Here is a 21,547-nt window from a genome sequence, read left to right as displayed (position 1 = left end):
GCAGCTCCCGCACCGCCCGTCTCACAGCAAGATCGTCGAGTACTCCCCCACGGTCTTAAATCCCGCCTTCTCGTACACACGTACGGCGGGCAGGTTGTAGTCGTTGACGTAGAGGGAGACCGTGGGCGCGATCGTGGCCTGAACCAGCCGCGCCACCTGCACCATCGCGGCGGTGGCAATCCCCTGCCCGCGCAGGTCGGGCGCGGTCCACACGCCCTGGATCTGCGCCACTCCCCCGGCCAGCGCCCCGATGTCGGCCTTGAACTCCACGCGCTCGCGCCCATCCGTGCCCCGCCCGAGCCGCACGAAGGTGTGGCCCGCCCGCACGAGCCCGTGCACCCGGTGCGAATACCCCGAGCCGTAGGTGAGGGGATCGTAGCCGACCTCCTCGGTGAACATCGCCACCGACGCCGGCAACACGATCGCGCCCTCGCCGATGCGCGCCGGGCGCACCTCGGGATCGGGCGCCACGCTCTCACGCCCGGCGTATACCATCGACAGCTGGCTCTCGCGCACCTCACGCGCCACGCCCACCCCGGATTCGATCCGCTCCCACAGGGGCATCACCTGCTCGCGCGGACCCACCAGCGAGGAGAAGATGCGGCGGGTGGACAGGACATGGCCGGCGAGCAGGTCCAGGCCGTCGTCGTCGAAACCAAAGGGGACCAGGTTCGCGCCGTTCCAGGCGACGGCCGTGAGTACACCGGCGTCGTCGAAAAGACCAAGCGCGTGGCTGGGACGCGGCCATCCCTCCTCGATCGGGACGCGGGCCAGGATGGTGGCGACGGGGTCAGTGGCGAGGAGGTCGATGGCCGCCTGCCGGTCGGCCGGTCCCAGCCGGCGTAGCCGCCCGGGCCTGCGCAACCAGCGCACTAGACGATCACTTCGACATGCGAGTCCGGATCCTCGGCAAGCCCCAGCTCCTCGGCCACAATCCGGGCGCGCGCGATGAGGGTCTCCACGATATCCGCCTCCGGCACCGTGTCCACCACCTTGCCGCGCACGAAGATCTGGCCTTTGCCGTTGCCGGACGCGACACCGAGGTCCGCCTCGCGCGCCTCGCCCGGGCCGTTGACCACGCAGCCCATGACGGCCACGCGCAGCGGGAACGTGATGTCTTTCAGGCCTTCGGAGACGTTATTGGCCAGCTCATACACGTCCACCTGCGCGCGCCCACACGAGGGGCAGGAGACGATCTCGAGCTTGCGCGGGCGCAGGTTGAGCGAACGCAGAATCTCCTCGCCCACCTTCACCTCTTCCACCGGCGGGGCGGACAGGGACACGCGGATCGTGTCGCCAATCCCCTGGGAGAGCAGGGCGCCGAAAGCCACGGCCGACTTGATCGTGCCCTGGAACTGCGGGCCGGCCTCGGTCACGCCCAAGTGCAGCGGCCAGTCCCCCGCCTCCGAGAGCAGCTCGTAGGCGCGGACCATCGTCACCGGATCGTGATGCTTGACCGAGATCGCGAAGTCGTGGAAGCCGGCCTCCTCGAACAGGCGCGCCTCGTTGACTGCGGACTCCACGAGGGCCTCCGGGGTGGCCTTGCCGTACTTCTTCAGCAGGCGCGGGTCGAGCGATCCGGCGTTGATGCCGATGCGCATCGCGGTGCCGTTCGCGTTCGCGGCGGCCGCGATCTCCGGGATGCGGTCGTCAAACTTCTTGATGTTGCCCGGGTTCACGCGCACGCCCATGCCCGCATCGATCGCGGCGAACACGTAGCGCGGCTGGAAGTGGATGTCGGCCACCACGGGGATCGTGGCCTGCTGAGCAATGATCTTCAGAGCGTCGGCGTCCTTGTCGGTGGGGCAGGCCACGCGCACGATGTCGCATCCGGCGGCCGTCAGCTCCGCGATCTGCTGGAGGGTGGCGCCGATGTCGTGGGTCTTCGTGGTGGTCATCGACTGCACCGTCACGGGCGCGTCGCCTCCCACGAGCACGTCACCCACCTTGATCTGGCGGGTTTTCTTGCGCCGCCGCAGCACGGCGGGCGCCTCTTTGACGGACGGCATTCCAAGAGAAACTGGTGTATTCACGAACACGATTATGTCACTTCCCGCAAAGATTCCCTACCGAAGGCACGCTAGACGACCGGGTTCACGATATCGGCCACGATCAGCAGGATCGTCATCGCGATCAGCGCGAAGAACACGGCGTTGCTCAGCGGCAGGAGGCGGGCGGTATCGAACGGCCCGGGATCAGCCTTGCCGCGTGCCTTGGCGATCGTGCGCCGGGTGCCTTCGAGGATCGCGCCGAGGATGTGCCCGCCGTCCAGTGGCAGCAGCGGGATCATATTGAACACGAACAGCGACATGTTGAGCCCCGCCAGCAGCATCGTCAGGTCCGCCACCCGGTCCGCCGCCGTGTAGTTCACCGCGTTCGAGGAGGTGATGTTACCGGCGATGTCCGCCACGCCCACGATCCCCACAACCCCGGTCTGGTCGCGCTCCCCACCCGTCACCAGGTTCGTGGCCATGTGCCACAGCTGGGCGGGCAGGGTGAGGACCACCTTGGCAGTCCCTGCGGCGATGGTGGCGGTCACGTCCGCCGCGCGCGTGAACGGCTGGCGCTGGCGCTCGAAGGCCGGCGCGATGCCGGCATACGGCACCTCCCGCACCTCGGCCTCGCCCACTTCGTTCTGCTTGGTCTGCTCCACCGGCACGGGTGTGATAACGACGTCGGCCGGCTCGCCCCCACGCAACACCCGGACCGTCACCTGCCCGGTGCCGCCCTGGGCGATCGCGGCGGAGAGCTCGGGCCACGTGGCCACCTCGCGCCGGCCCCATTCGACGATGACGTCGCCAACCTCCAGCCCGGACAGCGCGGCCGGGCTTGGCTCCTTGCCCTCGCACTGGTCGGCCTCGGCCTGCCCGACGCACGGCATGATCGCCCCCACCGCGGTGGTCGGCTGGGAGATCCCGATGCCGGAGACGACCCCGGCGATGAGGAGGGCGGCGAGCACCAGGTTGGTCAACGGCCCGCCGAACATGACGGCGAGCTTCTTCGGCGCGGTGAGGCGCCAGAAGGCCTGGTGCTCCTCCCCCGGCCCGAGTTCGGCGGCCGAGGCCTGGCGCGCCTCCTCGGCCACCGTGATCTGGCCGTTCTTCTCCACGGGGGTGCCCGGCCTGGCCGGGGCCAGCATGCCCGCGATCCGCACGAAGCCACCGAGCGGGATCGCCTTGATGCCGTACTCGGTGCCGCCCCGGGTGGTCGACCACAGGGTGGGGCCAAAGCCGATGAAGTACTGCGAGACCTTGACCCCAAAGCGCTTGGCGGGCAGCAGGTGGCCCAGCTCGTGGATCGCCACCGAGGCCAGCAGGCCAAGAATGAGGAACGCGATGCCGAGGGCGGCCATCAGCCCAGCCGCTCTCGCGCGGCGCGGCGCGCCCAGGCGTCGGCCGCAAGCACGCCGGCAAGCGAGACCTCGCCGGTCCCATCGAAGGAATCAAGCACGGCCGCCACGGTGTCCACAATGTCGAGGTAACCGATCTGGGAGGCAAGGAAGGCATCCACGCACACCTCGTTCGCCGCGTTCAGCACCGCCGGGTGGAGGGCGGAGGCCGCCACGGCGGAACGGGCCAGGTCGATCGCTGGGAAGACATCGGCGTCGTAGGGCTCAAACGTCCAGGCGGCCGGCACATCCCACGCGCACGGGCGCGCCACGTCCTCCAGGCGCGCGGGCCAGGACAGGCCGAGCCCGATCGGCAGGCGCATGTCAGGCGGGGAGGCCTGGGCGATCGTGGAACCGTCGATGAACTCCACCATCGAGTGAATAATCGACTGCGGGTGGACTACCACCGTAATGTCCGCCGGTGCCACGTCGAACAGCAGGGCCGCCTCGATAAGCTCGAGGCCCTTGTTGATGAGGGTCGAGGAGTTGATCGTCACCACGGGGCCCATCGCCCACGTGGGATGGTTGAGCGCCTGCGCGGGCGTCACGTCCTCAAGCTCGGCGCGGGTGCGGCCGCGGAACGGGCCGCCCGAGGCGGTCAGCACCAGCCGGCGTACCTCGCTCTTGCCGGTCACCACCGGGCTGGTCAGCCCCTTTTCGTGGCGGCCCGAACGCAGGGCCTGCGCGAGCGCCGAATGCTCCGAATCGACCGGTACGATCTGGCCCGGCCACGACATCGCGTCCTTAATCAGCCCGCCGCCGATCACCAGCGACTCCTTGTTCGCCAGCGCCAGCGTGGCGCCCGATCGCAGCGCGGCGAGCGTGGGGCGCAGCCCGATCGAGCCGGTGATGCCGTTGAGCACCACGCCCGAATCCTCCGCCGTGCCGGACAGGAAGCCGGCCAGCTCCACCATCGCCTCCTCGCCGCACGCCACCTCCGGCGCGGGCGCGTCGCCCGCCACGGCCTTCCATGCCTCGGCGAATTCGCCGGCGCGGTCGGCGGCGATTGCCACCCGATCGACGTCGTGGTCAAACGCCTGGCGGGCGAGCAGCTCAATGTTGGCGCCGCCAGCGCCCAGCCCGCGCACGCGGAAACGGCCCGGGTGGGTGGCGATGACGTCGAGGGCCTGGGTTCCGATCGAGCCAGTGGATCCGAGCAGGACGACGTCGCGCATCACTCCACCGCCAGCAGGACGGAGACGGCGTGGTCCAAGAAGACGTCAACCACGGACTCGCGGTAGGCATCGGCACCGCGGGCCGAGCCGAAGGTGGCCCCGCGCACCTCGGCCGACGTCAGCTCCGCCTTGCCCGCAAAGTACTCTGACAGGCGCTCGAGCAGCGCATCGACGTCCGCCTTCTTATAACCACGCCCATCGGCGTCGGCGAAGCGCTCCCCGGCCGGACGGAGCAAGCGCGGGTAGAGGGCCTGGGCCTGCTTGTAGGTGGCGGCGAGCCACGCCTCCTCCCCCTCGGCCTCCATGACCTTGGCCCGGCGACGCTGAACGAACGCCGACTCGAGGCGATCGAGGGCGGCGTCGACCAGCGCGGGCGTGTAACCCTTGCGCACCCAGTCGAACGCGACGCCGCGCACGGCCACCTCGTCAATGTCAATCGACTCGTCCCCGGCGTAGGCCAGCTTGGCCTGCTCAAGGAACTCATCGACCTGGGTCGGGTTGTAGCCGTTGTTGAGGCCGCCGACCCGCTTGAATGTATCCGTCATTTTCTCCCCTGTTCCATCACAGCGAGTTGATCAGCCAAATCGACAGGCTCGGCACGGTGCTCAGCCAGGCGCGCCTCCACCGCTTCCTGGGCCTGCTTCGCGCGACGCGCCACGTTGTCCCGGTCCACGACCTCCGCGGCGAGCTGCCCGCACGCACCGTCGATATCCGAACCGCGCGTGTCCCTAATCGTTGTCGAAATCCCGGCATCGATCAAGGTCTGGACGAACGTGCGTGTCGCCCGATCCGTCGACGCCGTCCAGATGCTTCCCGGCGTGGGGTTGAGCGGAATGGGGTTGACGTGCGCCCAGCCGCGCCCGCGCGCATTGAGCTCAGCCGCCAGCAGCTCCGCCCGCCACTGATGATCGTTCATGTCCTTGATGAGGGCATACTCAATCGAAACGCGCCGGCCCGTGCGCACGAAATAGTGCCGCGCGGCGTCCAGCAGCTCACCCACCTTGTAGCGCGAGTTGATCGGAATGAGGTCATCGCGCAGGCCGTCGTCGGGAGCGTGGAGTGAGACCGCGAGCGTCACCTGTAGCCCCTCCTCGGCCAGCTTGAGGATCGCCGGCACCAGGCCCACCGTGGAGACCGTCACGTGGCGGGCCGCCATGCCGAAGCCCTCCGGGGACGGGTCGATCATCCGATGCAACGCCGCCCGCACGGCCGGGTAGTTCGCCATCGGCTCACCCATGCCCATGAACACCACGTTCGTCACCTTCACAGACTCGCCGAGCGCGCCCGACTCGGCGAGCGCCATGTTGAGGCGCAGCTGCTCCACGATCTCGGCCGTGGACAGGTTGCGGGTCAGGCCCGCCTGGCCCGTGGCGCAAAACGGACAAGCCATGCCGCAACCGGCCTGGGAGGACAGACACAGCGTAGCCCGATCCGGGTAGCCCATGAGGACCGACTCCACCACCGCGTCGTCAAACAGCTTCCACAAAACCTTGAGGGTGCGCCCACCATCGGCATACTGCTCGGAGACCTTCTTCACCAAGGGCGGCAGGAGCTGGGACACGATCTCCTCGCGCTGACCTTGGGGCAGGTCTGTCATCTGCGCCGGGGCAGCCGTGCGGTGGTCGAAGTAGTGACGCGAAACCTGGTCGGCACGGAAGGCCGGCAGGCCCATGTCGGCCACGAGGGCGCGGCGCTGCTCGCGATCGAGGTCGGCCAGATGACGCGGAGGCTTGCCGCGCCGCTTTTGCTGGAAGGTGAGCGTGGGGCGCTCGCCGCTCTCCACGCGAGGCTTAACTTGCTTGGGCTGAACGTTCATCATCGTGCCTGCACTATAGCAACCCCAGGCCACCGGCAAACATGAGGTAGCACGCAGGGGCACAAAAAAGGATGGAGTCAATCCGGTCAAGCATGCCGCCGTGGCCGGGGAAGATCGAGCCCATGTCCTTGATCGCGAGGTCGCGCTTGAGCAGCGACTCGGAGAAGTCCCCGGCGGTGGACATGACGGGGGTGACGAGCGCGAACAGAACCACCCACGGCCAGGAAAGGCCCACCATGGACCCCACGAAGAACCAAGCCACGAGGAAGCAGGCGATCACCGAGCCGGCAAAGCCCTCCCAGGACTTCTTCGGCGAGATCGACGGCGAGATCGGGTGCTTGCCAAACAGGACGCCAGCCAGCCAGCCACCCGTGTCGTTCGCCACCGGCAACAGGATGAAGGCCGTAATCACCCAAGCCCCGTGCGGCATCGTCGCCATCGCCACCGCGAAGCTGCCCATGAGCCCGATCCAGCCCAGCGAGAAGCAGCCCGCGAGCGCGTCCGTCACGCCCGCGGCGCGCGCATACCCGTTGACCAGCAACGCTAGGACGCAGGTCACCATGTAGATGATGAGCGCGGCCTGAATCCCGTAGAACCAGGTGCCCACCGCCATCGCTGTCTGGCCCGCGATCAGAACGAGGAGCGGGATCTTGAAATTGCGCGCGAGCAGGGCGCCCGCCATCTCCCACTGCGCGATCCCGAGCGCCACCACTACCAGGCCCGCGAAGACCTCGATGCGGATGAAGATCGACGCCGCCACGAGGGCGAGCAGGATGAGCGCAGTGGGGATGGCCGCCTTGAGGTTGCGGCCGGCCCGAGAATGGGACTCCTCGGGTGGCTTGGGTGGACGCGGAGCAAGCCGCGAGAAAATCGCGGCTTGCGGCTGATCTGAGGGCATCAGATCTCCATGAGGTCTTTCTCTTTGCCCTCGAGCAGCGCGTCCACCTGGTCGGTGAAGCGCTTGGTCAGGGCCTCGAGCTCCTTCTCTGCGCGCTCGACCTCGTCCTCTCCGGCCTCGCCGTCCTTCTTGATCTTCTCCAGGACGTCCTTGGCCTTACGACGCGCGGAGCGCACCGAAATCTTCGACTCCTCGGCCTTCGTGCGGGCGAGCTTGACGTACTCCTTGCGGCGCTCCTCGGTGAGGGCCGGCAGGTTGATGCGCAGCACCTGCCCGTCGTCGGTGGGGTTGACGCCCAGGTCGGCGTCGCGAATCGCCTTCTCGATGTCCTTCATCGCAGTGCGATCGTAGGGGGTGATGATGACCGTGCGCGCCTCGGGCACGGTCACCGAGGCGATCTGCTGCATCTGCGTGGGCGAGCCATAGTAGTCGACGATGAGGGAGGTGAACAGTTCGGGGTTCGCGCGCCCGGAGCGGATCTTGGAAAACTCGTTACGCAGGGCGCCCAGAGCCTTCTCCATCATCTCTTCGCCTTCGAGCAGTGCATCTTCAATCATGGTGTCCTCAGTTCTTTGTTACGAGTGTTCCGATATTTTCGCCGCGCAGAGCACGGGTGACGTTTCCAGGTTCCACCATGCCAAAGACGCGCATTGTCATTCCATTATCTTGACACAGCGAGAATGCGGCCGCGTCAACCACACGCAGGCCCTTGCGAAGCGCGTCGTCGTAGGTGAGGTAATCGAGCTTGACGGCCTCCGGATCCGTGCGCGGGTCCGCGCTGTAAACGCCGTCCACTCCGTTCTTGCCCACGAGTAGTTCGTCGCAACGCAGTTCGAGGGCGCGCTGGGCCGAAACGGTGTCGGTAGAGAAGTAGGGCATGCCGGCGCCGGCCCCGAAGATCACCACGCGCCCCTTCTCCAGGTGGCGGATCGCTCGCAGCGGGATGTAGGCCTCCGCGACCTGCGCCATCGTGATCGCGGTCTGCACGCGGGAGGGAACGCCTGCGCTTTCAAGAAAGTCCTGGAGAGCCACGGCGTTGATGACCGTGCCGAGCATGCCCATGTAGTCGGCACGCGCGCGGTCCATCCCCGCCTCCTGCAGTTCAGCCCCGCGGAAGAAGTTTCCGCCACCGACAACGACGCCGACCTGCACCCCGTCGTTCACCGCCGCGGCGATCTCCCCCGCCACTCGCGTCAAGACCGAGGTGTCGAGTCCGACCTCCCCTCCTCCGAAGACCTCTCCGGAAAGTTTAAGCAGGACACGGCGTCGCCTTTGCGAGTCAGACATGGATGAACCTTTCGTCGGGTGATGACCAGTTTACCGCATTCGCCCGTAGTTCGAATCCCGCCCAAACAGCCGGTCCAGTTCGCGACGCTCGCGCTTGGTGGGCCGCCCGGCGCCGGGCTCGCGCGTGGCGATCGGCACGCAGACCTTGGGCCGGGGCAGGGTCAGGTCCGTGTAGGCTTCCCGGGCCACGGGCGCGCCCACGCGCTTGAGGAGCAGCTGCTTGACCTCGAGGATCCGGTCCCAGCCCTGCACGCGGTAGCGCACGACGTCACCCACCTTCACCTTCGTGGCCGCCTTGACCGGCTCGTCGTTGACCCGCACGTGGCCGGCCCGGCACGCGGCGGTGGCCGCCGAACGGGTCTTCGTTTGCCGCACGGCCCACAGCCACTGATCGATGCGCACGCTTTCCATGACAGACAGTGTAGTCGGTGTCGCGCACCACTCCTCGCCGGTGACCCACGCAACTGACCACCCGGGACCTTCCTCACTACGATCAAAACAGAGGTGCTTAGTGCGCCATTTTTGTTTGTGAGGAATCGATGGCAGAAAACGTCAGCAGGCAACCGAACCAACCCGATTCAAACCCCCGCCACATCCGCGTTCCCGGATCAGATCGGGTCTACGACCGCAACAAACTCCTCTTCGTTCTCCTCGTCCCACTCATGATGACCCTGTTGCAGGTCTCCTCCGTCAACAACATCCTCACCTCGATCGGCCACGCCATGAGCGCCTCCGACTCCCAGCTCCAGTGGGTGCTGTCGGGCTACGCGCTCGCCGTCGGCATCATCCTGGTGCCCGCCGGCCGCCTCGGTGACATGTTCGGCCGCTCCTCGGCCTTCGTGGCAGGATTTTCGCTCTTCACCCTGTCCTCGCTGCTCGTGGGCCTGGCCACCGACGCCACGATGCTCAACTTCATGCGCGTCCTCCAGGGTGCCGGCGCGGGCATCCTCTCACCCCAGACCACGGGCCTCATCCAGCGTTACTTCGTGGGCCAAGCCCGCGCGAAGGCCTTCGCCATGTTCGGCCTGGTCGTGTCGATGTCTGTGGCCGCCGGCCCGCTCATGTCCGGCGCACTCGTGGGGATCCTGGGCGAAGCGGCCGGCTGGCGCTGGTCATTCATCATCAACTTCCCCATCGGCATCATCGGCCTCATCCTGGCCTTCCTTTGGCTCCCGTTCGGCAAGGAGCGCCGCCACGTGGGCCCGCACCGCGCCGAGGCCCGCAGCGAGTACATCGAGATGCAAGAAGAGGAGGGCCGCTTCTACGAGCGCCCGAAGATCGACCTCGACTTCCTCGGCATGGTCCTCCTTGCGCTGGCCGTGGTCGGCATCATGCTGCCCTTCATGTCCACCGGCTGGGCGTTCGCCTGGGCGCTCCTTCCCGCCGGTGTCCTCCTGCTCGCGGCCTGGGTGGCCTGGGAGTCGTACTACAAGAAGATCGGGCGCGAGCCGATGGTTAACCTCGAGCTGTTTGGCATCTCCACGTTCTCCTGGGCCACGGCGATTACCGTCTTCCAGTTCCTTGGCATGACGTCGATCTTCGTAGTCCTGGCCCTCTTCCTCCAGCGCGGGCTTGACGTCTCAGCACTCGAGGTCGGCCTGGTCACGCTACCCAACGCGTTGGTCTCCGCCTATGCGGCAGTGTGGGCCGGCAAGCGGGTCCTCCTCAAGGGCCGGGCCGTGCAGGCCATCTCGCTCGCCCTCATGGTGATCGGTGTGCTCGGCATGATGGGCGTGATCTGGGCGATCGGGAAGGGCCTGCCCTTCTGGTGGCTCATGGTCCCCGTCAGCGTGCTCGGCTTCGGCCAGGGCGCGATCGGCTCGACCAACCAGACCCTGTCCATGCTCGACGTGCCCGCCGAGCACGGCGGCACCGCCGGCGGCATCGTTCAGACCGGTCAGCGCATCGCCACCGCAATCGGCATCGCAATGATCACCGCGGTCTTCTTCCAGGGCCAGCACGCTGGTAGCGGCGACACGGCGTGGTACAACGCGATCTACATCGCCTACGCGCTGGTGACCTTCATCCTGCTCATCGCCCTCGCCCTGGCCGTCATCTTCTGGCGCAAGGGCACGGCGGAAATCAAGGCGTAGGGGCTCAGCCCTCGCGGTACTCGATCCCCATCCCGCCCTCGGGGTAAACCCAGCTCAGGGCCCCGGGGGTGGCGACTGCGAGGCACGCCCCGCACTCCAGGCACGCGGCGAACTCGGCCGAGATCGTACCGTCGGCCTCCTCGCGATACACGTGCGCCGGGCAGACCGCGATGATCCGCTTGGCCGTGCCCGTGGAACGCACAAGCTCCTGGTCGATGACGATGTGGCTCTCGCCCGTGTGGTAGACGTTCTTGGCGAGGCGCTCGTTCACGCCGCCCGGATTGAAAGACATCCCTGCCTCCTAAAGCGCTCGCAGCGCACGATAGCCGGTCTTGACCAGGTCACCCACGCGGATCCCCGAGCCCTTGAACGCGTCAAGGGCCACCTTCGCCAGGTGCCGGCGCGGACTGAGATCGTGGTGGTAGGCGCCGTAGAAGACGTCCGCCAGCAGCTCGCCCGCCGGCCCGAACATCAGCTGATCATTGCCGAGAAATTCGGGGGCGTGGCGGTAGGTGTGCATGTCCTTGCCCACGAAGCTCGCCTCGTATTCATCCACGTAGGCCTGCAGGGCCAGGCGCGAGTAATCGCCCGCCTCGATGGCCGCGTGGACCGCCTTCGCGGCGGCCAGCGCCGATCCGGCCGCCAGGTCCATGCCGCGCACGGTCAGGCCCGTGTTGAGGGTGAAGCCGGCGGCGTCGCCGATGAGGACCAGGCCATCGTGAACGATCCCCTCCTGCATCGCCTGCCCGCCCTCGGCCACGAGGTGGCAACCGTACTCGAGCAGCTCCCCGCCCTCGAGGAAGGGCGCAAGGAACGGGTGGGCCAGCAGGTGGTCATGGATGTCGGTGGAGGCCAGACCCGAGTCGGTCAGCCGCTCGAGCATGAGGACCACGCCCATCGAGACCGAGTCCCTGTTGGTGTACATGAAGCCGCCGCCCGGCACGCCCATCGTGGCATCCCCCACGATCGCGTAGGAGGCGCCTTCGTTGCCTACGAGGTTGAAGCGCTCCCGAACGGCATCCTCGCCGATCTGGATAACGGACTTGATGCCGAGTCCCAGGTTCTTCGTGGGCTGCTTCGGACGCACGCCGGCGCCCTGGGCGAGGAAGGAGTTGACGCCGTCGGCGGCGATGACCACCTTCGCCGTCATCTCCTCGCCCGCGGCCTCGATGCCGCAAAAATGCGTGTCGCCGCGCATCAGCCTATCGACCTTGACGCCGCTAATAAGGCTGACGCCGGCCTCCTCGGCCTGCTGCGCAAGCCACGGGTCGAGGTGGGCGCGCAGCACGCTGACGGCATTGACGGGCTCGGCAAGGCGCTGGTCCCAGTAGTCAATATTGACCGCCGAGGTGGCGTTCAAGAAGCTCAGCGTGTTGCGCGTGATGACGCGCTCCACGGGGGCCTCCTGGGCGAAGCCGGGGAAGATCTCCTCCATCACGCGGCTGTAGAACACGCCGCCGGAAAGGTTCTTGGCCCCCGGCTCGGTGCCGCGCTCGACCAGCAGCACCTCGCGCCCCTCGCGGGCGAGCGCCGTGGCGGCCACGGTTCCGGCCACCCCCGCGCCCACAACGATGACGTCGAAATCCTCCATGTCGGCCCCTCCCCTACGCCTTGAGCGCCTCGATCATCTTCGGTAACACCTCGTACAAGTTGCCGACGATCCCGTAGTCGGCCAGCTCGAAAATCGCGGCCGTCTCGTCATTGTTGATGACCACGATCGTCTGCGCGCCGCCGATGCCGGCCGTGTGGTGGATCTGGCCGGAGATCCCCACCGGGATGTAAAGGTCCGGGGAGACCGAGTGGCCCGAGACCCCAAGATACGAATCGCGCTCGAACCAACCGTGGCCTTCAACGAGCGGGCGGGTGCACCCGACCTCGGCGCCCAGCGCGTCCGCGAGCTCGCGTGCGAGCGCCAGGTCCTCCTCGGCCACGAATCCGCGCCCGACCCCCACGATGCGGGTGGCCGCGCCCAAGTTCACCTGCGCGCCCTCGTGGATGTCTTCACTGGCCACGCTCACCGTGTAGCCCTCGCCAGCCACGGTTTCTCCCGCAACCTCGCCCGGCACCGCCTCGCCCTCGCTGACGAGGACCACGGCCGGGCCGGCGAACTCCACGGTCTCCTCGACCATGCCGCCGAAGCGGCTGACCGTGGCGGAGGTGGTCGACAGCTCGCTCACGTTGCGCAGCAGTGGCGCGCCCTTCGCGGCGCACAGCGCACCCGCCAACGAGCGGCCTGCGGGGTTGTTCACCACGAGAATGAGGTCGCCCGCCTGCGCGTCCACCGCGGCCACGACCGCCGGGGCCAGCGCCTCGGCCGGGGCGTCGCCCGTCTCGATCCGGATCACGCGGTCCACCCCGCCCACCGGGGCATCGCCGACGACGACACTGACCTTCTCCCCCTGGGCCAGCTCAACGAGCGTAGAAATCTCAGAAACGGTGGTCACAATCCAGGTAGTCATTTACAGCACCCCGTCCTCACGCAGGGCCGCCACAAGCTCGGCGGCCGTACCAAACATCTTGCCCTGGCGCACGCGCTTGTCCGGGCGCTTGCGGCCCACCACCTCGAGCGGGGCACCCGCGCTCTCCACGTCCGCGGCCGTCAGCACCTCCACGGGCTTCTTGCCGGCCGCGAGGATGTCCTTCATCGACGGCACGGCCGGGGTGGTTGCATCCGAGGTGGTGGCGACGACGGCCGGGCCGGTCAGGCGCAGCGTGCGGCTGCCGCCCTTGATCCGCTGGGTGAGAACGAAAGCATCGCCGTCGACCTCCACCTTCGCCACGTCGAGAATCGCCGGCCAGCCAAGGTACCCCGCGATGAGCGCGGGCGTGACTCCAGCCGCCTCATCCACCGAAGAATCGGCCGTGAGCACCAGCGAGACGTCACCCACCTTGCTCACCAACTGGGCCAGGGCGGCGCCGACCTGGGTGGCAGACCAGGCCGAGACGGCGTCGTCGGCAAGTATCAGCCCGCGGTCAAAGCCGCGCGACATAGCGTTCTTGCGCGCCATCGGGGAGGCAACCTGGGCAGAGCCCACCGAAATACCCACGAGCTGCGTGCCCGCGGCATCAGCGACCCGCCGGCCCATCTCCATCGCCACCGGATCCGACTCCGACACGGCGGCCTTCGCGCGCGTCCAGTCAACCGTGCCGTCGGCAAGCACCTTGGCATCTTGCGGATTAGGCGCGTACTTGTAGGCCACAACAATACTCAACGTCGTTCTCCCCTTCATCAAACCCTCATTATCGCGCGGGTCGCGCGCAGCCGCGCCCGGGGCACGGCTTTTCATCTGCGAGCAAATACTCGACTTAAGCCAGTGTGGGGTGCGATTACCTCGCACCCCACACCAGTGAACTAGCCCTTACTCCTGGCCAACGCGCACGCGCTTAAAGCCCGTGATCGTGGCGCCGGCGGCCTTGGCAACCTCGCCCACCGAGTGCTTCGGATCGCGAGCGTAGGGCTGGTCAAGCAGGCAGACCTGCTTGAAGTAGCCCTTAAGGCGGCCTTCGACGATCTTCGGAACAGCCTGCTCCGGCTTGCCCTCGGCGATCGTCAGCTCGGTGGCGATGCGGCGCTCGTTCTCGAGCTCCTCCTCCGGCACGTCGCCCTCAGCGAGGTAGGCCGGGGACATGGCGGCCACGTGGACGGCGACGTCGTGGGCGATCTCCTTGCCCGCGGCATCGGTGGCGACGATGACGGCCACCTGGGCCGGCAGGTCAACAGCCGTCTTGTGCATGTAGGCCTCGACGTGCTCGCCAGCGAGGTACTCAACCGCACCCACGCCCAGCTTCTCGCCGATGATGCCGATCATGTTGTCCACGGCGTCCTTGACAGTGCCCTCCGGGTGAGCGGCGGCCAGGACCTCATCGGTGGTCTTGGCACCAGCCTCGACGGCGGCGGCGAGGATGCCCTCGGCGAAAGCGATGAACTTCTCGTTCTTCGCCACGAAGTCCGTCTCAGCGTTGACCTCGACGATGAGGCCGAATTGGCCCTCGTCGTTCGTGCCGATGTGGGACAGGACCAGGCCGTTCGAGGCCGTGCGGCCCTCACGCTTGGCGGCGACCTTCAGGCCCTTGAGGCGAAGGATCTCCTCAGCCTTGGCGGTATCGCCCTCAGCCTCGGTCAGCGCCTTCTTGACATCCATCATGCCAGCGCCGGTCTTCTCACGAAGAGCCTTGATATCTGCAACGGTAATTGCCATGTTGATCTTCCTTAGGCGTTGTCGGTCTCAGCCGGGGCCTCAGCGGCCGGGGCCTCGGCGGGGGCTGCTTCAGCCTCGGCCGGAGCCTCAGCCTCGTCACCCTCGAGGAGCTCGCGCTCCCACTCGGGCATGGGGTCCTCATCCTTAGCGCCACCGCCACGGGCCACCAGGCCCTCAGCGACTGCGTCGGCGATCACGCGGGTCAGGATATCGATGGAGCGGATCGCGTCGTCGTTCCCCGGGATGCCGTAGTCGACGTCGTCGGGATCACAGTTCGTGTCGAGGATCGCACAGACGGACATGTTGAGCTTGTGGGCCTCAGCGACCGCCAGGTGCTCCTTGTTCGTGTCAACGATCCAGATGGCCGAGGGAACCTTGCCCATGTCGCGGATACCGCCGAGCGTGCGCTCCAGCTTCTCCTTCTCACGACGCATCATGAGCAGTTCCTTCTTCGTGCGACCAGAGCCGGCCACGTCGTCGAAGTCAACGAGCTCCAGCTCCTTGAGGCGCTGGATACGGGCGTTAACGGTGGAGAAGTTGGTCAGCATGCCGCCCAGCCAACGCTCGTTGACGTAGGGCATACCCACGCGCTCCGCCTGCTCGCGGATCGGGCGCTGGGCCTGACGCTTGGTGCCAACGAAGAGGATGTTGCCGCCGTGGGCCACGGTCTCCTTGACGAACTCGTAGGTGCGGTTGATGTCGTCAACCGTCTTACGAAGATCAATGATGTAGATGCCGTTACGATCGTTGAGGATGAAACGCTTCATCTTGGGGTTCCAGCGACGGGTCTGGTGCCCGAAGTGGACGCCGGCTTCAAGCAGCTGGCGCATGGAAACGACTGCCATGGTCGTCCTTTCTCACAGCGCGGGTGTGCCGCGCTTGGTTTTACGGTTCTTTGCCCACCACACCCTGTGGCAGGCCCTGGTGCCCCATTCCACGCTCCATCGGACCGATGCGCGGAAGGCCTTGCGGCGAGCGAGCACGCGTAGTCTGTCTTTCGACAGCCTTCCTAGTTTATCCAGGGCCCGCACAGTTCTCCAACACTAAAACTTGGCGCGCGCGGTGGCGTTGCCTACATCGCACCCGGGCCATGCCGGGCTGACATTTGGCGTCCCCGCGGGGCACAATGAATCGGATGGTCATTTCTTGCAGGGAGGTGCGGCATGGATCCTGAGGTTCTCTTCCGTATCGTGGACGTCGCGGGCGTCATCGCCTACGGGGTCATCGGCGCATCCCTTGCCCGCAAGCTCGAATACGACATCATCGGCTACCTCACCCTCGGCATCCTGACCGCGCTCGGCGGTGGCATGATCCGCGACTCCCTGCTTGGCGTGGGCTTCCCCGTGGCGCTGACCGACCCGTGGTACCTCGCCGGCGCGATCGGCGCCTCCGCCTTTGCCTACCTCGTGCCGCTGGATGGGCCGTGGGCGCGACGCGGTCTCACCCTCGCCGACGTCCTCGCTCTTGGCTGCTGGTCCGCCACCGGCGCCGCGAAGGGCATCTCCGCCGGGCTCGCCCCGATCCCCTCGATCTTCCTCGGGGTCATCACCGCCACCGCCGGCGGCGTGATGCGCGACGCGCTCGTGCGCCAGACCCCCGCTATCTTCGGCTCCAACCCCCTCTACGCCACCATCTCCATCGCCGCCGCCGGGATCATGGTGATCTTCCAGCAGCACGACATGTACGAGGTGGGGATGGGCCTAGCGATCCTCCTGTGCCTCATCTTCGGGCTCGCCGCCCGCCGCTTTAACTGGATCCTGCCCGTGCGGCAGATGAACCTGCTAGCCGATTCGCGGCGCATCCTGCGCCGCGAGCACGTGACCAACCTGCGCAAGTTTTCCCGACGCAAGGACTCCAAGTAGCGCCAACCACGCCGTGGCGCAAGCTTGCCGGTCGCTCCGACACAACTCGTGAATCTGGTGCCGCCCTGGCGGCGGTAGCGATCGTTAGCCGGTATTTTCACGAGTTTCGTCGGCCGCCCCAATCGGGACGAGTCCCTGAATTGGGAAGAGCGTGTTTCTCCACAGATTCCCTGCCGGGTGGCCCGACCACATCGGGCACATTATCGGCGTGGGGCTTTCGGCGATTTTGAGAGCCTGGTGGCATGAAGAAGTTTCTTGTTGCACTCGCTCTCGTCTCCCTCGGCGGCGTTGCCGCCCTCACCCTACCCTCAGGCCCTGCGCCTGCTGAGCTCTCGGAGAGTGTGGCGCCCTCGGCGAACTCGGCACTCTCGGCTGACTCGGTGGGCTTGGCCGGCACGGTAGACGCGGACAGCTTGGCTGGCTCGGTGGGCTTGGCCGGCTCGGCGCCCACGGTCGAGTATGCCTGGCCCTCGGGCGCCGAGGTGCCGGTGCTCCGGCCGTTTGCGCCCGGGCCAAACAACTGGGACGCTGGGCACCGGGGCGTGGACCTGGCGATCGCCGCCGGCCAACCCGTGTATGCGGCGGCGAGCGGCCGCGTCATCTACGCAGGCAAGCTCAATGACCGCGACCTAGTGTCGATCGGGCACGCCGACGGGATCCGCACCACCTATGAGCCCCTCTCCCCTGCAGTCACACGCGGGGACACGGTCACGCGCGGCCAGCTCATCGGGCACGTGACCGGCGAACACTGCGCACCCTCCTCGTGCCTGCACTGGGGAGCCAAGCGCGCAACGAGCGACTACCTCGACCCGCTATCGCTTCTATGGGGTCCGATCATGCTCGTCGAGTAGCACGCCCACCTGCCGTGAGCGCATCAGGCGAACTTGAGGCGCGGCGGTAGATTGCGGGCGCTCCCGGGGCGGGTGCGCCCGCCGTGTACGCACCCCTTCTGTTAGGCGCGCGGGTGGGCCTGGCCGAAGGCGGCGCGCAGGCGCTCGGCGCTCACATGGGTATAGCGCTGGGTTGTGCCGAGCGAGGAGTGGCCGAGGATCTCTTGGACGTTGCGCAGGTCCGATCCGCCGTCGAGCAGGTGGGTGGCCGCCGAGTGCCGCAGGGCGTGAGGCCCGATGTGCGGCAGGTCCGCAAGGTCGGTGAGCCGGTCGAGGACCGTACGTACCATGCGCGGGTCGATCCTGCGTCCTGCCTTGCCCACGAACACCGCTGGCGTCGGCCCCTTGAGGAACTGGGGGCGTAGCGCCAGCCATTCCGACAGCGCCTCGCGGGCGGGCCTACCGAAGGGGACGATGCGCTCCTTATCTCCCTTACCCACCACCCGCAGCGTCATGTCGGGCTGGATGCTGGACACGTCGAGGCCCACGAGCTCGCTGACACGGATCCCGGAGGCGTAGAGCAGCTCGACCATCGCCCAGTCCCGCACCGTGAGCTCGCCGTCCTCCGCCGCGCGATCCGCGGCGATATCGAGCAGGCGCTTGGCCTGGGCATGACTCAGCACCTGGGGTAGCTTGTTCTCCGCCTTCGGGGAGGTGAGCCGCTGGCCCGCGTCGGAGTCGATGTGCCCGTTCTTGTACAGCCACCGGGTGAAGCTACGGATCGCCGCCGAGTGGCGGGCCATCGAGGCCCTCGAGTGGCCCTCCTGCTGGAGGGAGGCAAGCCAGGAGCGCAGGTCGGCAAGCTCCACGAAGCGCAACGCTCCCGCCACGTCGTCCGAACTGGTGCCGAGGAAGTCGAGGAAGGAGCGTGCCTCGGCGGCATAGGCGGCCACGGTGTGCTCGGACAGCCCGCGCCGCACACCCAGCTCGCGCACGTAGTCGTCCAGAATCGTCTCGATGCTCATGACTTCACCTTAGTGCGCCGGTAGCGCCCGTCGCGCTCTTCCACACGCCCGGCAAGTACCAGCCGGCCGAGCGCCGCCAGGGTCTCGGGCAGGGCCATGCCCGCTGTCGCCGCGATCGACGCCGCGCCCTTACCGCGGACGAGGGGCACGGCATCGAAGGCGCGCTGCTCGCGCATGTCGAAGCCGTCGTCCACCCCGCCGGAGAAGAAGTCGGCGGCCAGTGGCTCTTGGACCCCGATTGGCCCCATGAGCTCGCGCAGGTGGCTCACACTGCCGATCGCAGTGGCGCCGTTGCGAAGCAACTCGATGCAGCCCTGGCTCTGCACGGAATCGATTGGGCCGGGGACAGCGCCGACCGGCCGGCCGATCGCGAGCGCGTGGCGCGCGGTTGACAGAGCACCGGAGCGCACGGGCGCCTCGACCACTACGGTGGCCTGGCCCAGCGCCGCGATGATGCGGTTGCGGGCCAGGAAACGGAAGCGCTGCGGGGCGGCCCCCAGCGGGGATTCGGACACGATCGCGCCGCCCGCCTCCAGGGTCTTAGCGAAGAGCGATTCGTGGGAGCGGGGGTAGACCCGGTCCGCGCCGCCCGCGCTGACAATAAGGGTGGGACGGCCGGCGATGAGGGCACCCTGGTGGGCGGCGGCATCGATGCCGAAGGCCCCGCCGGAGACCACGGTGGCCTCCTCGGAGATCTCGAAGGCGAAGTCGCGGGCCGTGCGCAGGCCGGTGGAGGTGGCCGCGCGTGAGCCGACGATCGCCACTGCCCGCGCCTCCAGCGCCGTTGGATTACCCTTGACCCACAGTAGGAGCGGCGCGTCGGCGCCCAGGTCGTTCAGTTGGCTCGGCCACCGCGAGTCCTCCGGCCCGATCACGCTCACCCCGGTCATCTCCAGCGCCCGCATGTGGAACGGCTCTTGGTGGGCAAGCCGGTGGCGCCAGCGCTCGATCTGCGCGCGCATGCCCGGCTCGAACTCCCCGTCGCGGATAGCCTCGAGTGCCCCGGCCGGGCCGAGGTTCTCGATGAGGGTATGGGCGATGGGGTCAGCTCCCTCGGTCATGCGCGACCATTCGATGCGCGCCTGCAAATCGTTCACGAGTCCATCCTTCCGCTCAACATGAAGGCCGCCGCCACGTCGTCGTCGGTGGGCCTGCCGTGCCCGGCGAGGTCGGCAATCGACCAGGCGAGGCGCAAAATCCTGTCATACCCGCGCAGCGAGAGCAGGCCCGAGGCCAGGCCCTTGTCGATCCGGGCCAGTGTCACGCCCTGGAGCGGGGTGTTGCGCCGCAGCCAGGAGCCGGGCACGTCGGCGTTACGCTCGAGTTCGAGGCCGGCCAGGCGGAAGGCCTGCCGCTCCCGGGCCTCGGCCACGGCGCTCTTCAGCTGCGCGCTCGAGGCGCTTCCGCCCCGGCGCAGGTCTGCCTTCGACGGGCGACGCAGGGTAACGTGGATGTCGATACGGTCGCGCACCGGGCCGCCTAGCGAGGCCTCATACAGCCGGATGTCGCGCGAAGTGCACGTGCACGCCGAGCCCGGGTCGAGCCTGCGCCCGCACCTGCAGGGGTTGGCCGCCGCAATGAGCTGGAAGCGTGCCGGGAAGCGCACGCTCGCCTTCGCCCGCGCCACGTCAATCCACCCCTCCTCGAGCGGCTGGCGCAGGGACTGGATCGCTCGCGGGGCAAACTCGGGAAACTCGTCCATGAAGAGCACGCCGCGGTGCGCGGCTGTGATCGCACCCGGCCGCGGCATCCGCGATCCCCCGCCCACCAAAGCCACCGTGGTGGCCGTGTGGTGGGGCGCGGCGAAAGGCGGATGGACGGGCAGGGACGTGACCCGCTCGCCCGTGAGGGAGGCGATCGCCGCCACCTCCAGCGCGTCAGCCTGGCTGAGGTCCGGGAGGATGCCGGGCATGCGGCGGGCGAGCATCGACTTACCCACCCCGGGCGGGCCGACCATGAGCATGTGATGCCCGCCCGCGGCCGCCACCTGGAGGGCGAGGATCGCCTCCTCCTGCCCGCATACGTCAGCCACGTCCGCCATCGCCTCCGGCACGTCAAGCACCTCGGCACTGAGCTGGGTTGGGGGCGGGACGACGACACCGGGCACCCCGCACATCTCGGCCACCTGGGCCAGGTGGTGCACGCCGATGACCTCCAGCCCGTCCACGAGCATCGCCTCGTCCTGGTTGGCCTGGGGCACGATCGCCACCTGCGCGTCCTTAGCCGCGAGCAGGGCGGGCAGGACCCCGCGCACCGGCCGCACCGAGCCGTCCAGGCCGAGTTCGCCCATGACAACCGCCTCGCGCCCGAAACCGAACCCGATCGAGCCGAGGATCGCCACCGCGATCGACAGGTCAAAGCCGGTACCCGATTTCATGACGTCGGCCGGCGATAGGTTGACCGTGAGGCGCCGATTGGGCCACGTGATCCCGATGGCGTGAAAGCCGGCCCGCAGGCGTTCGCGCGCCTCATTGACCGCCGCGTCGGGAAGCCCCACGATGTGGAAGCTCGGCAACCCGTTGAGCTGGACGGCCTCCACGAGGATTGGCACCGCCTGCACGCCCACCACCGACAGGGTGTTGGCCCGCCCCACCGTTCCTGCGATCGCTTTCATGACTCCACCCCCTTGAGGTGGGTCAGCTCATGCCTATCGCCGGCCAGATCCACCGTCACCACGTCCACGCCAATCTGCGTGCCGAACGAGCGGTGGTCAAGGAGCCACTGCAACAGCAGCCCTTTGATCCGATTGACCTTGAGCGCGGTCACCGCCTCTGCGGGCGTGCCCGCCCGGTGAGTACGCCGTGTCTTGACCTCAACCGCCACGATCGCGTTACGTTGCGGGTCGAAGCCCACGATGTCGATCTCGCCCCCGCGCGTACGCCAGTTGCGGGCGAGGATCGTCCAGCCCTGTTGCGTCAGATATGTTGCCGCGAGGTTCTCGCCCCACGCGCCTAATTCATTGTTCGTCATAGGA

23 protein-coding genes are annotated in these 21,547 nt (G+C 67.7%); 3 read left to right on the top strand and 20 right to left on the bottom strand.

The window, feature by feature from the left end; translation table 11 throughout:
* Positions 1 to 21: 21 nt before the first annotated feature.
* From HMPREF3174_RS06855 to HMPREF3174_RS06810, 10 genes are all read right to left on the bottom strand, one after another.
* Complete coding sequence (locus tag HMPREF3174_RS06855; protein WP_062612074.1) at positions 22 to 873, bottom strand: GNAT family N-acetyltransferase; 852 nt, start codon at positions 871 to 873, stop codon at positions 22 to 24.
* Positions 873 to 2,009 carry a flavodoxin-dependent (E)-4-hydroxy-3-methylbut-2-enyl-diphosphate synthase gene (gene ispG / locus HMPREF3174_RS06850; protein WP_068538424.1) on the bottom strand — a complete coding sequence of 379 codons (1,137 nt, stop codon included), beginning with the start codon at positions 2,007 to 2,009 and terminating at the stop codon, positions 873 to 875. The genes HMPREF3174_RS06855 and ispG overlap by 1 nt, the downstream gene beginning before the upstream one ends.
* A 71-nt stretch (positions 2,010 to 2,080) precedes the next feature.
* Positions 2,081 to 3,352: a M50 family metallopeptidase gene (locus tag HMPREF3174_RS06845; RefSeq protein ID WP_062612070.1), complete on the bottom strand. Its 1,272-nt coding sequence runs from the start codon at positions 3,350 to 3,352 to the stop codon at positions 2,081 to 2,083.
* On the bottom strand, positions 3,352 to 4,563 hold the full coding sequence (gene dxr, locus HMPREF3174_RS06840) for a 1-deoxy-D-xylulose-5-phosphate reductoisomerase (protein WP_062612068.1): 1,212 nt from the start codon (positions 4,561 to 4,563) through the stop codon (positions 3,352 to 3,354). Before dxr ends, HMPREF3174_RS06845 begins: the two co-directional genes overlap by 1 nt.
* The gene (locus HMPREF3174_RS06835; RefSeq protein WP_062612065.1) at positions 4,563 to 5,108 is read right to left on the bottom strand and encodes a cell division protein DivIVA; all 546 of its coding nucleotides are present in this window, start codon (positions 5,106 to 5,108) and stop codon (positions 4,563 to 4,565) included. The genes dxr and HMPREF3174_RS06835 overlap by 1 nt, the downstream gene beginning before the upstream one ends.
* On the bottom strand, positions 5,105 to 6,382 hold the full coding sequence (rlmN, locus tag HMPREF3174_RS06830) for a dual-specificity RNA methyltransferase RlmN (protein ID WP_062612063.1): 1,278 nt from the start codon (positions 6,380 to 6,382) through the stop codon (positions 5,105 to 5,107). The genes HMPREF3174_RS06835 and rlmN overlap by 4 nt, the downstream gene beginning before the upstream one ends.
* Positions 6,383 to 6,392: 10 nt before the next feature.
* Positions 6,393 to 7,277 carry a phosphatidate cytidylyltransferase gene (locus HMPREF3174_RS06825; RefSeq protein WP_062612061.1) on the bottom strand — a complete coding sequence of 295 codons (885 nt, stop codon included), beginning with the start codon at positions 7,275 to 7,277 and terminating at the stop codon, positions 6,393 to 6,395.
* Positions 7,277 to 7,834 (bottom strand): ribosome recycling factor, encoded by a 558-nt coding sequence (frr, locus tag HMPREF3174_RS06820; RefSeq protein ID WP_062612059.1) that lies wholly within the window; start codon positions 7,832 to 7,834, stop codon positions 7,277 to 7,279. The genes HMPREF3174_RS06825 and frr overlap by 1 nt, the downstream gene beginning before the upstream one ends.
* A 7-nt stretch (positions 7,835 to 7,841) precedes the next feature.
* Positions 7,842 to 8,564 (bottom strand): UMP kinase, encoded by a 723-nt coding sequence (gene pyrH / locus HMPREF3174_RS06815; RefSeq protein WP_068538427.1) that lies wholly within the window; start codon positions 8,562 to 8,564, stop codon positions 7,842 to 7,844.
* Between the two features lie 30 nt (positions 8,565 to 8,594).
* Entirely contained in the window at positions 8,595 to 8,975 is a 381-nt protein-coding gene (locus HMPREF3174_RS06810; RefSeq protein ID WP_062612055.1) for an RNA-binding S4 domain-containing protein, read from the bottom strand.
* Positions 8,976 to 9,103: 128 nt separating this feature from the next.
* Between HMPREF3174_RS06810 and HMPREF3174_RS06805 the strand changes: the two genes are divergently transcribed.
* Positions 9,104 to 10,657, top strand: a complete 1,554-nt coding sequence (locus tag HMPREF3174_RS06805) for an MFS transporter (RefSeq protein ID WP_068538428.1) — start codon at positions 9,104 to 9,106, stop codon at positions 10,655 to 10,657.
* 4 nt (positions 10,658 to 10,661) lie between these two features.
* Here the strand turns inward: HMPREF3174_RS06805 and HMPREF3174_RS06800 are convergent, their stop codons facing one another.
* From HMPREF3174_RS06800 to rpsB, 6 genes are all read right to left on the bottom strand, one after another.
* Positions 10,662 to 10,949, bottom strand: a complete 288-nt coding sequence (locus HMPREF3174_RS06800) for a ferredoxin family protein (RefSeq protein ID WP_062612050.1) — start codon at positions 10,947 to 10,949, stop codon at positions 10,662 to 10,664.
* Between the two features lie 9 nt (positions 10,950 to 10,958).
* Positions 10,959 to 12,248 carry an FAD-dependent oxidoreductase gene (locus HMPREF3174_RS06795; protein ID WP_068538429.1) on the bottom strand — a complete coding sequence of 430 codons (1,290 nt, stop codon included), beginning with the start codon at positions 12,246 to 12,248 and terminating at the stop codon, positions 10,959 to 10,961.
* A 13-nt stretch (positions 12,249 to 12,261) separates the two neighbouring features.
* Positions 12,262 to 13,116: an electron transfer flavoprotein subunit alpha/FixB family protein gene (locus HMPREF3174_RS06790; RefSeq protein WP_068538430.1), complete on the bottom strand. Its 855-nt coding sequence runs from the start codon at positions 13,114 to 13,116 to the stop codon at positions 12,262 to 12,264.
* On the bottom strand, positions 13,117 to 13,887 hold the full coding sequence (locus HMPREF3174_RS06785; RefSeq protein ID WP_246783077.1) for an electron transfer flavoprotein subunit beta/FixA family protein: 771 nt from the start codon (positions 13,885 to 13,887) through the stop codon (positions 13,117 to 13,119).
* A gap of 129 nt (positions 13,888 to 14,016) precedes the next feature.
* A complete protein-coding gene (tsf, locus tag HMPREF3174_RS06780) occupies positions 14,017 to 14,856 on the bottom strand; it encodes a translation elongation factor Ts (RefSeq protein ID WP_062612047.1) in 840 nt (279 codons plus the stop codon).
* Positions 14,857 to 14,867: 11 nt separating this feature from the next.
* A complete protein-coding gene (gene rpsB / locus HMPREF3174_RS06775; protein ID WP_062612045.1) occupies positions 14,868 to 15,701 on the bottom strand; it encodes a 30S ribosomal protein S2 in 834 nt (277 codons plus the stop codon).
* A 318-nt stretch (positions 15,702 to 16,019) separates the two neighbouring features.
* On the opposite strand from rpsB, the gene HMPREF3174_RS06770 reads away from it, so the two are divergent.
* Positions 16,020 to 16,718 (top strand): trimeric intracellular cation channel family protein, encoded by a 699-nt coding sequence (locus HMPREF3174_RS06770; RefSeq protein WP_062612043.1) that lies wholly within the window; start codon positions 16,020 to 16,022, stop codon positions 16,716 to 16,718.
* Between the two features lie 242 nt (positions 16,719 to 16,960).
* A complete protein-coding gene (locus tag HMPREF3174_RS06765; protein WP_062612042.1) occupies positions 16,961 to 17,569 on the top strand; it encodes a M23 family metallopeptidase in 609 nt (202 codons plus the stop codon).
* A 101-nt stretch (positions 17,570 to 17,670) separates the two neighbouring features.
* On the opposite strand, the gene HMPREF3174_RS06760 is transcribed toward HMPREF3174_RS06765, so the two are convergent.
* Genes HMPREF3174_RS06760 through HMPREF3174_RS06745 form a run of 4 tightly spaced genes read right to left on the bottom strand, consistent with a single transcriptional unit; the run spans position 17,671 to position 21,543 of the window.
* A complete protein-coding gene (locus HMPREF3174_RS06760; protein ID WP_062612037.1) occupies positions 17,671 to 18,573 on the bottom strand; it encodes a tyrosine recombinase XerC in 903 nt (300 codons plus the stop codon).
* On the bottom strand, positions 18,570 to 19,670 hold the full coding sequence (gene dprA, locus HMPREF3174_RS06755; protein ID WP_083297711.1) for a DNA-processing protein DprA: 1,101 nt from the start codon (positions 19,668 to 19,670) through the stop codon (positions 18,570 to 18,572). Before dprA ends, HMPREF3174_RS06760 begins: the two co-directional genes overlap by 4 nt.
* Positions 19,667 to 21,187 carry a YifB family Mg chelatase-like AAA ATPase gene (locus HMPREF3174_RS06750; RefSeq protein ID WP_068538433.1) on the bottom strand — a complete coding sequence of 507 codons (1,521 nt, stop codon included), beginning with the start codon at positions 21,185 to 21,187 and terminating at the stop codon, positions 19,667 to 19,669. The genes dprA and HMPREF3174_RS06750 overlap by 4 nt, the downstream gene beginning before the upstream one ends.
* Positions 21,184 to 21,543: a YraN family protein gene (locus HMPREF3174_RS06745; RefSeq protein WP_068538434.1), complete on the bottom strand. Its 360-nt coding sequence runs from the start codon at positions 21,541 to 21,543 to the stop codon at positions 21,184 to 21,186. Before HMPREF3174_RS06745 ends, HMPREF3174_RS06750 begins: the two co-directional genes overlap by 4 nt.
* Positions 21,544 to 21,547: the final 4 nt, after the last annotated feature.

Origin of the sequence: Trueperella sp. HMSC08H06 (genome assembly GCF_001808465.1) — a bacterium.
GTDB classification, from domain to species: domain Bacteria; phylum Actinomycetota; class Actinomycetes; order Actinomycetales; family Actinomycetaceae; genus Trueperella; species Trueperella bernardiae.
This window is presented reverse-complemented; position numbering and strand designations above follow the sequence as displayed.

What these genes read in the sequence shown, in the direction of transcription:
- ispG (WP_068538424.1), bottom strand. Translation starts at nt 2,009, where the DNA reads ATGCCGTCCGTCAAAGAGGCGCCCGCCGTGCTGCGGCGGCGCAAGAAA.
- HMPREF3174_RS06765 (WP_062612042.1), top strand. Translation starts at nt 16,961, where the DNA reads ATGAAGAAGTTTCTTGTTGCACTCGCTCTCGTCTCCCTCGGCGGCGTT.
- HMPREF3174_RS06845 (WP_062612070.1), bottom strand. Translation starts at nt 3,352, where the DNA reads ATGGCCGCCCTCGGCATCGCGTTCCTCATTCTTGGCCTGCTGGCCTCG.
- HMPREF3174_RS06810 (WP_062612055.1), bottom strand. Translation starts at nt 8,975, where the DNA reads ATGGAAAGCGTGCGCATCGATCAGTGGCTGTGGGCCGTGCGGCAAACG.
- HMPREF3174_RS06785 (WP_246783077.1), bottom strand. Translation starts at nt 13,887, where the DNA reads ATGAAGGGGAGAACGACGTTGAGTATTGTTGTGGCCTACAAGTACGCG.
- HMPREF3174_RS06835 (WP_062612065.1), bottom strand. Translation starts at nt 5,108, where the DNA reads ATGACGGATACATTCAAGCGGGTCGGCGGCCTCAACAACGGCTACAAC.
- dxr (WP_062612068.1), bottom strand. Translation starts at nt 4,563, where the DNA reads ATGCGCGACGTCGTCCTGCTCGGATCCACTGGCTCGATCGGAACCCAG.
- HMPREF3174_RS06790 (WP_068538430.1), bottom strand. Translation starts at nt 13,116, where the DNA reads ATGACTACCTGGATTGTGACCACCGTTTCTGAGATTTCTACGCTCGTT.
- rpsB (WP_062612045.1), bottom strand. Translation starts at nt 15,701, where the DNA reads ATGGCAGTCGTTTCCATGCGCCAGCTGCTTGAAGCCGGCGTCCACTTC.
- frr (WP_062612059.1), bottom strand. Translation starts at nt 7,834, where the DNA reads ATGATTGAAGATGCACTGCTCGAAGGCGAAGAGATGATGGAGAAGGCT.
- HMPREF3174_RS06770 (WP_062612043.1), top strand. Translation starts at nt 16,020, where the DNA reads ATGGATCCTGAGGTTCTCTTCCGTATCGTGGACGTCGCGGGCGTCATC.
- HMPREF3174_RS06750 (WP_068538433.1), bottom strand. Translation starts at nt 21,187, where the DNA reads ATGAAAGCGATCGCAGGAACGGTGGGGCGGGCCAACACCCTGTCGGTG.
- tsf (WP_062612047.1), bottom strand. Translation starts at nt 14,856, where the DNA reads ATGGCAATTACCGTTGCAGATATCAAGGCTCTTCGTGAGAAGACCGGC.
- HMPREF3174_RS06760 (WP_062612037.1), bottom strand. Translation starts at nt 18,573, where the DNA reads ATGAGCATCGAGACGATTCTGGACGACTACGTGCGCGAGCTGGGTGTG.
- HMPREF3174_RS06800 (WP_062612050.1), bottom strand. Translation starts at nt 10,949, where the DNA reads ATGTCTTTCAATCCGGGCGGCGTGAACGAGCGCCTCGCCAAGAACGTC.
- HMPREF3174_RS06825 (WP_062612061.1), bottom strand. Translation starts at nt 7,277, where the DNA reads ATGCCCTCAGATCAGCCGCAAGCCGCGATTTTCTCGCGGCTTGCTCCG.
- rlmN (WP_062612063.1), bottom strand. Translation starts at nt 6,382, where the DNA reads ATGATGAACGTTCAGCCCAAGCAAGTTAAGCCTCGCGTGGAGAGCGGC.
- HMPREF3174_RS06795 (WP_068538429.1), bottom strand. Translation starts at nt 12,248, where the DNA reads ATGGAGGATTTCGACGTCATCGTTGTGGGCGCGGGGGTGGCCGGAACC.
- HMPREF3174_RS06805 (WP_068538428.1), top strand. Translation starts at nt 9,104, where the DNA reads ATGGCAGAAAACGTCAGCAGGCAACCGAACCAACCCGATTCAAACCCC.
- pyrH (WP_068538427.1), bottom strand. Translation starts at nt 8,564, where the DNA reads ATGTCTGACTCGCAAAGGCGACGCCGTGTCCTGCTTAAACTTTCCGGA.
- HMPREF3174_RS06745 (WP_068538434.1), bottom strand. Translation starts at nt 21,543, where the DNA reads ATGACGAACAATGAATTAGGCGCGTGGGGCGAGAACCTCGCGGCAACA.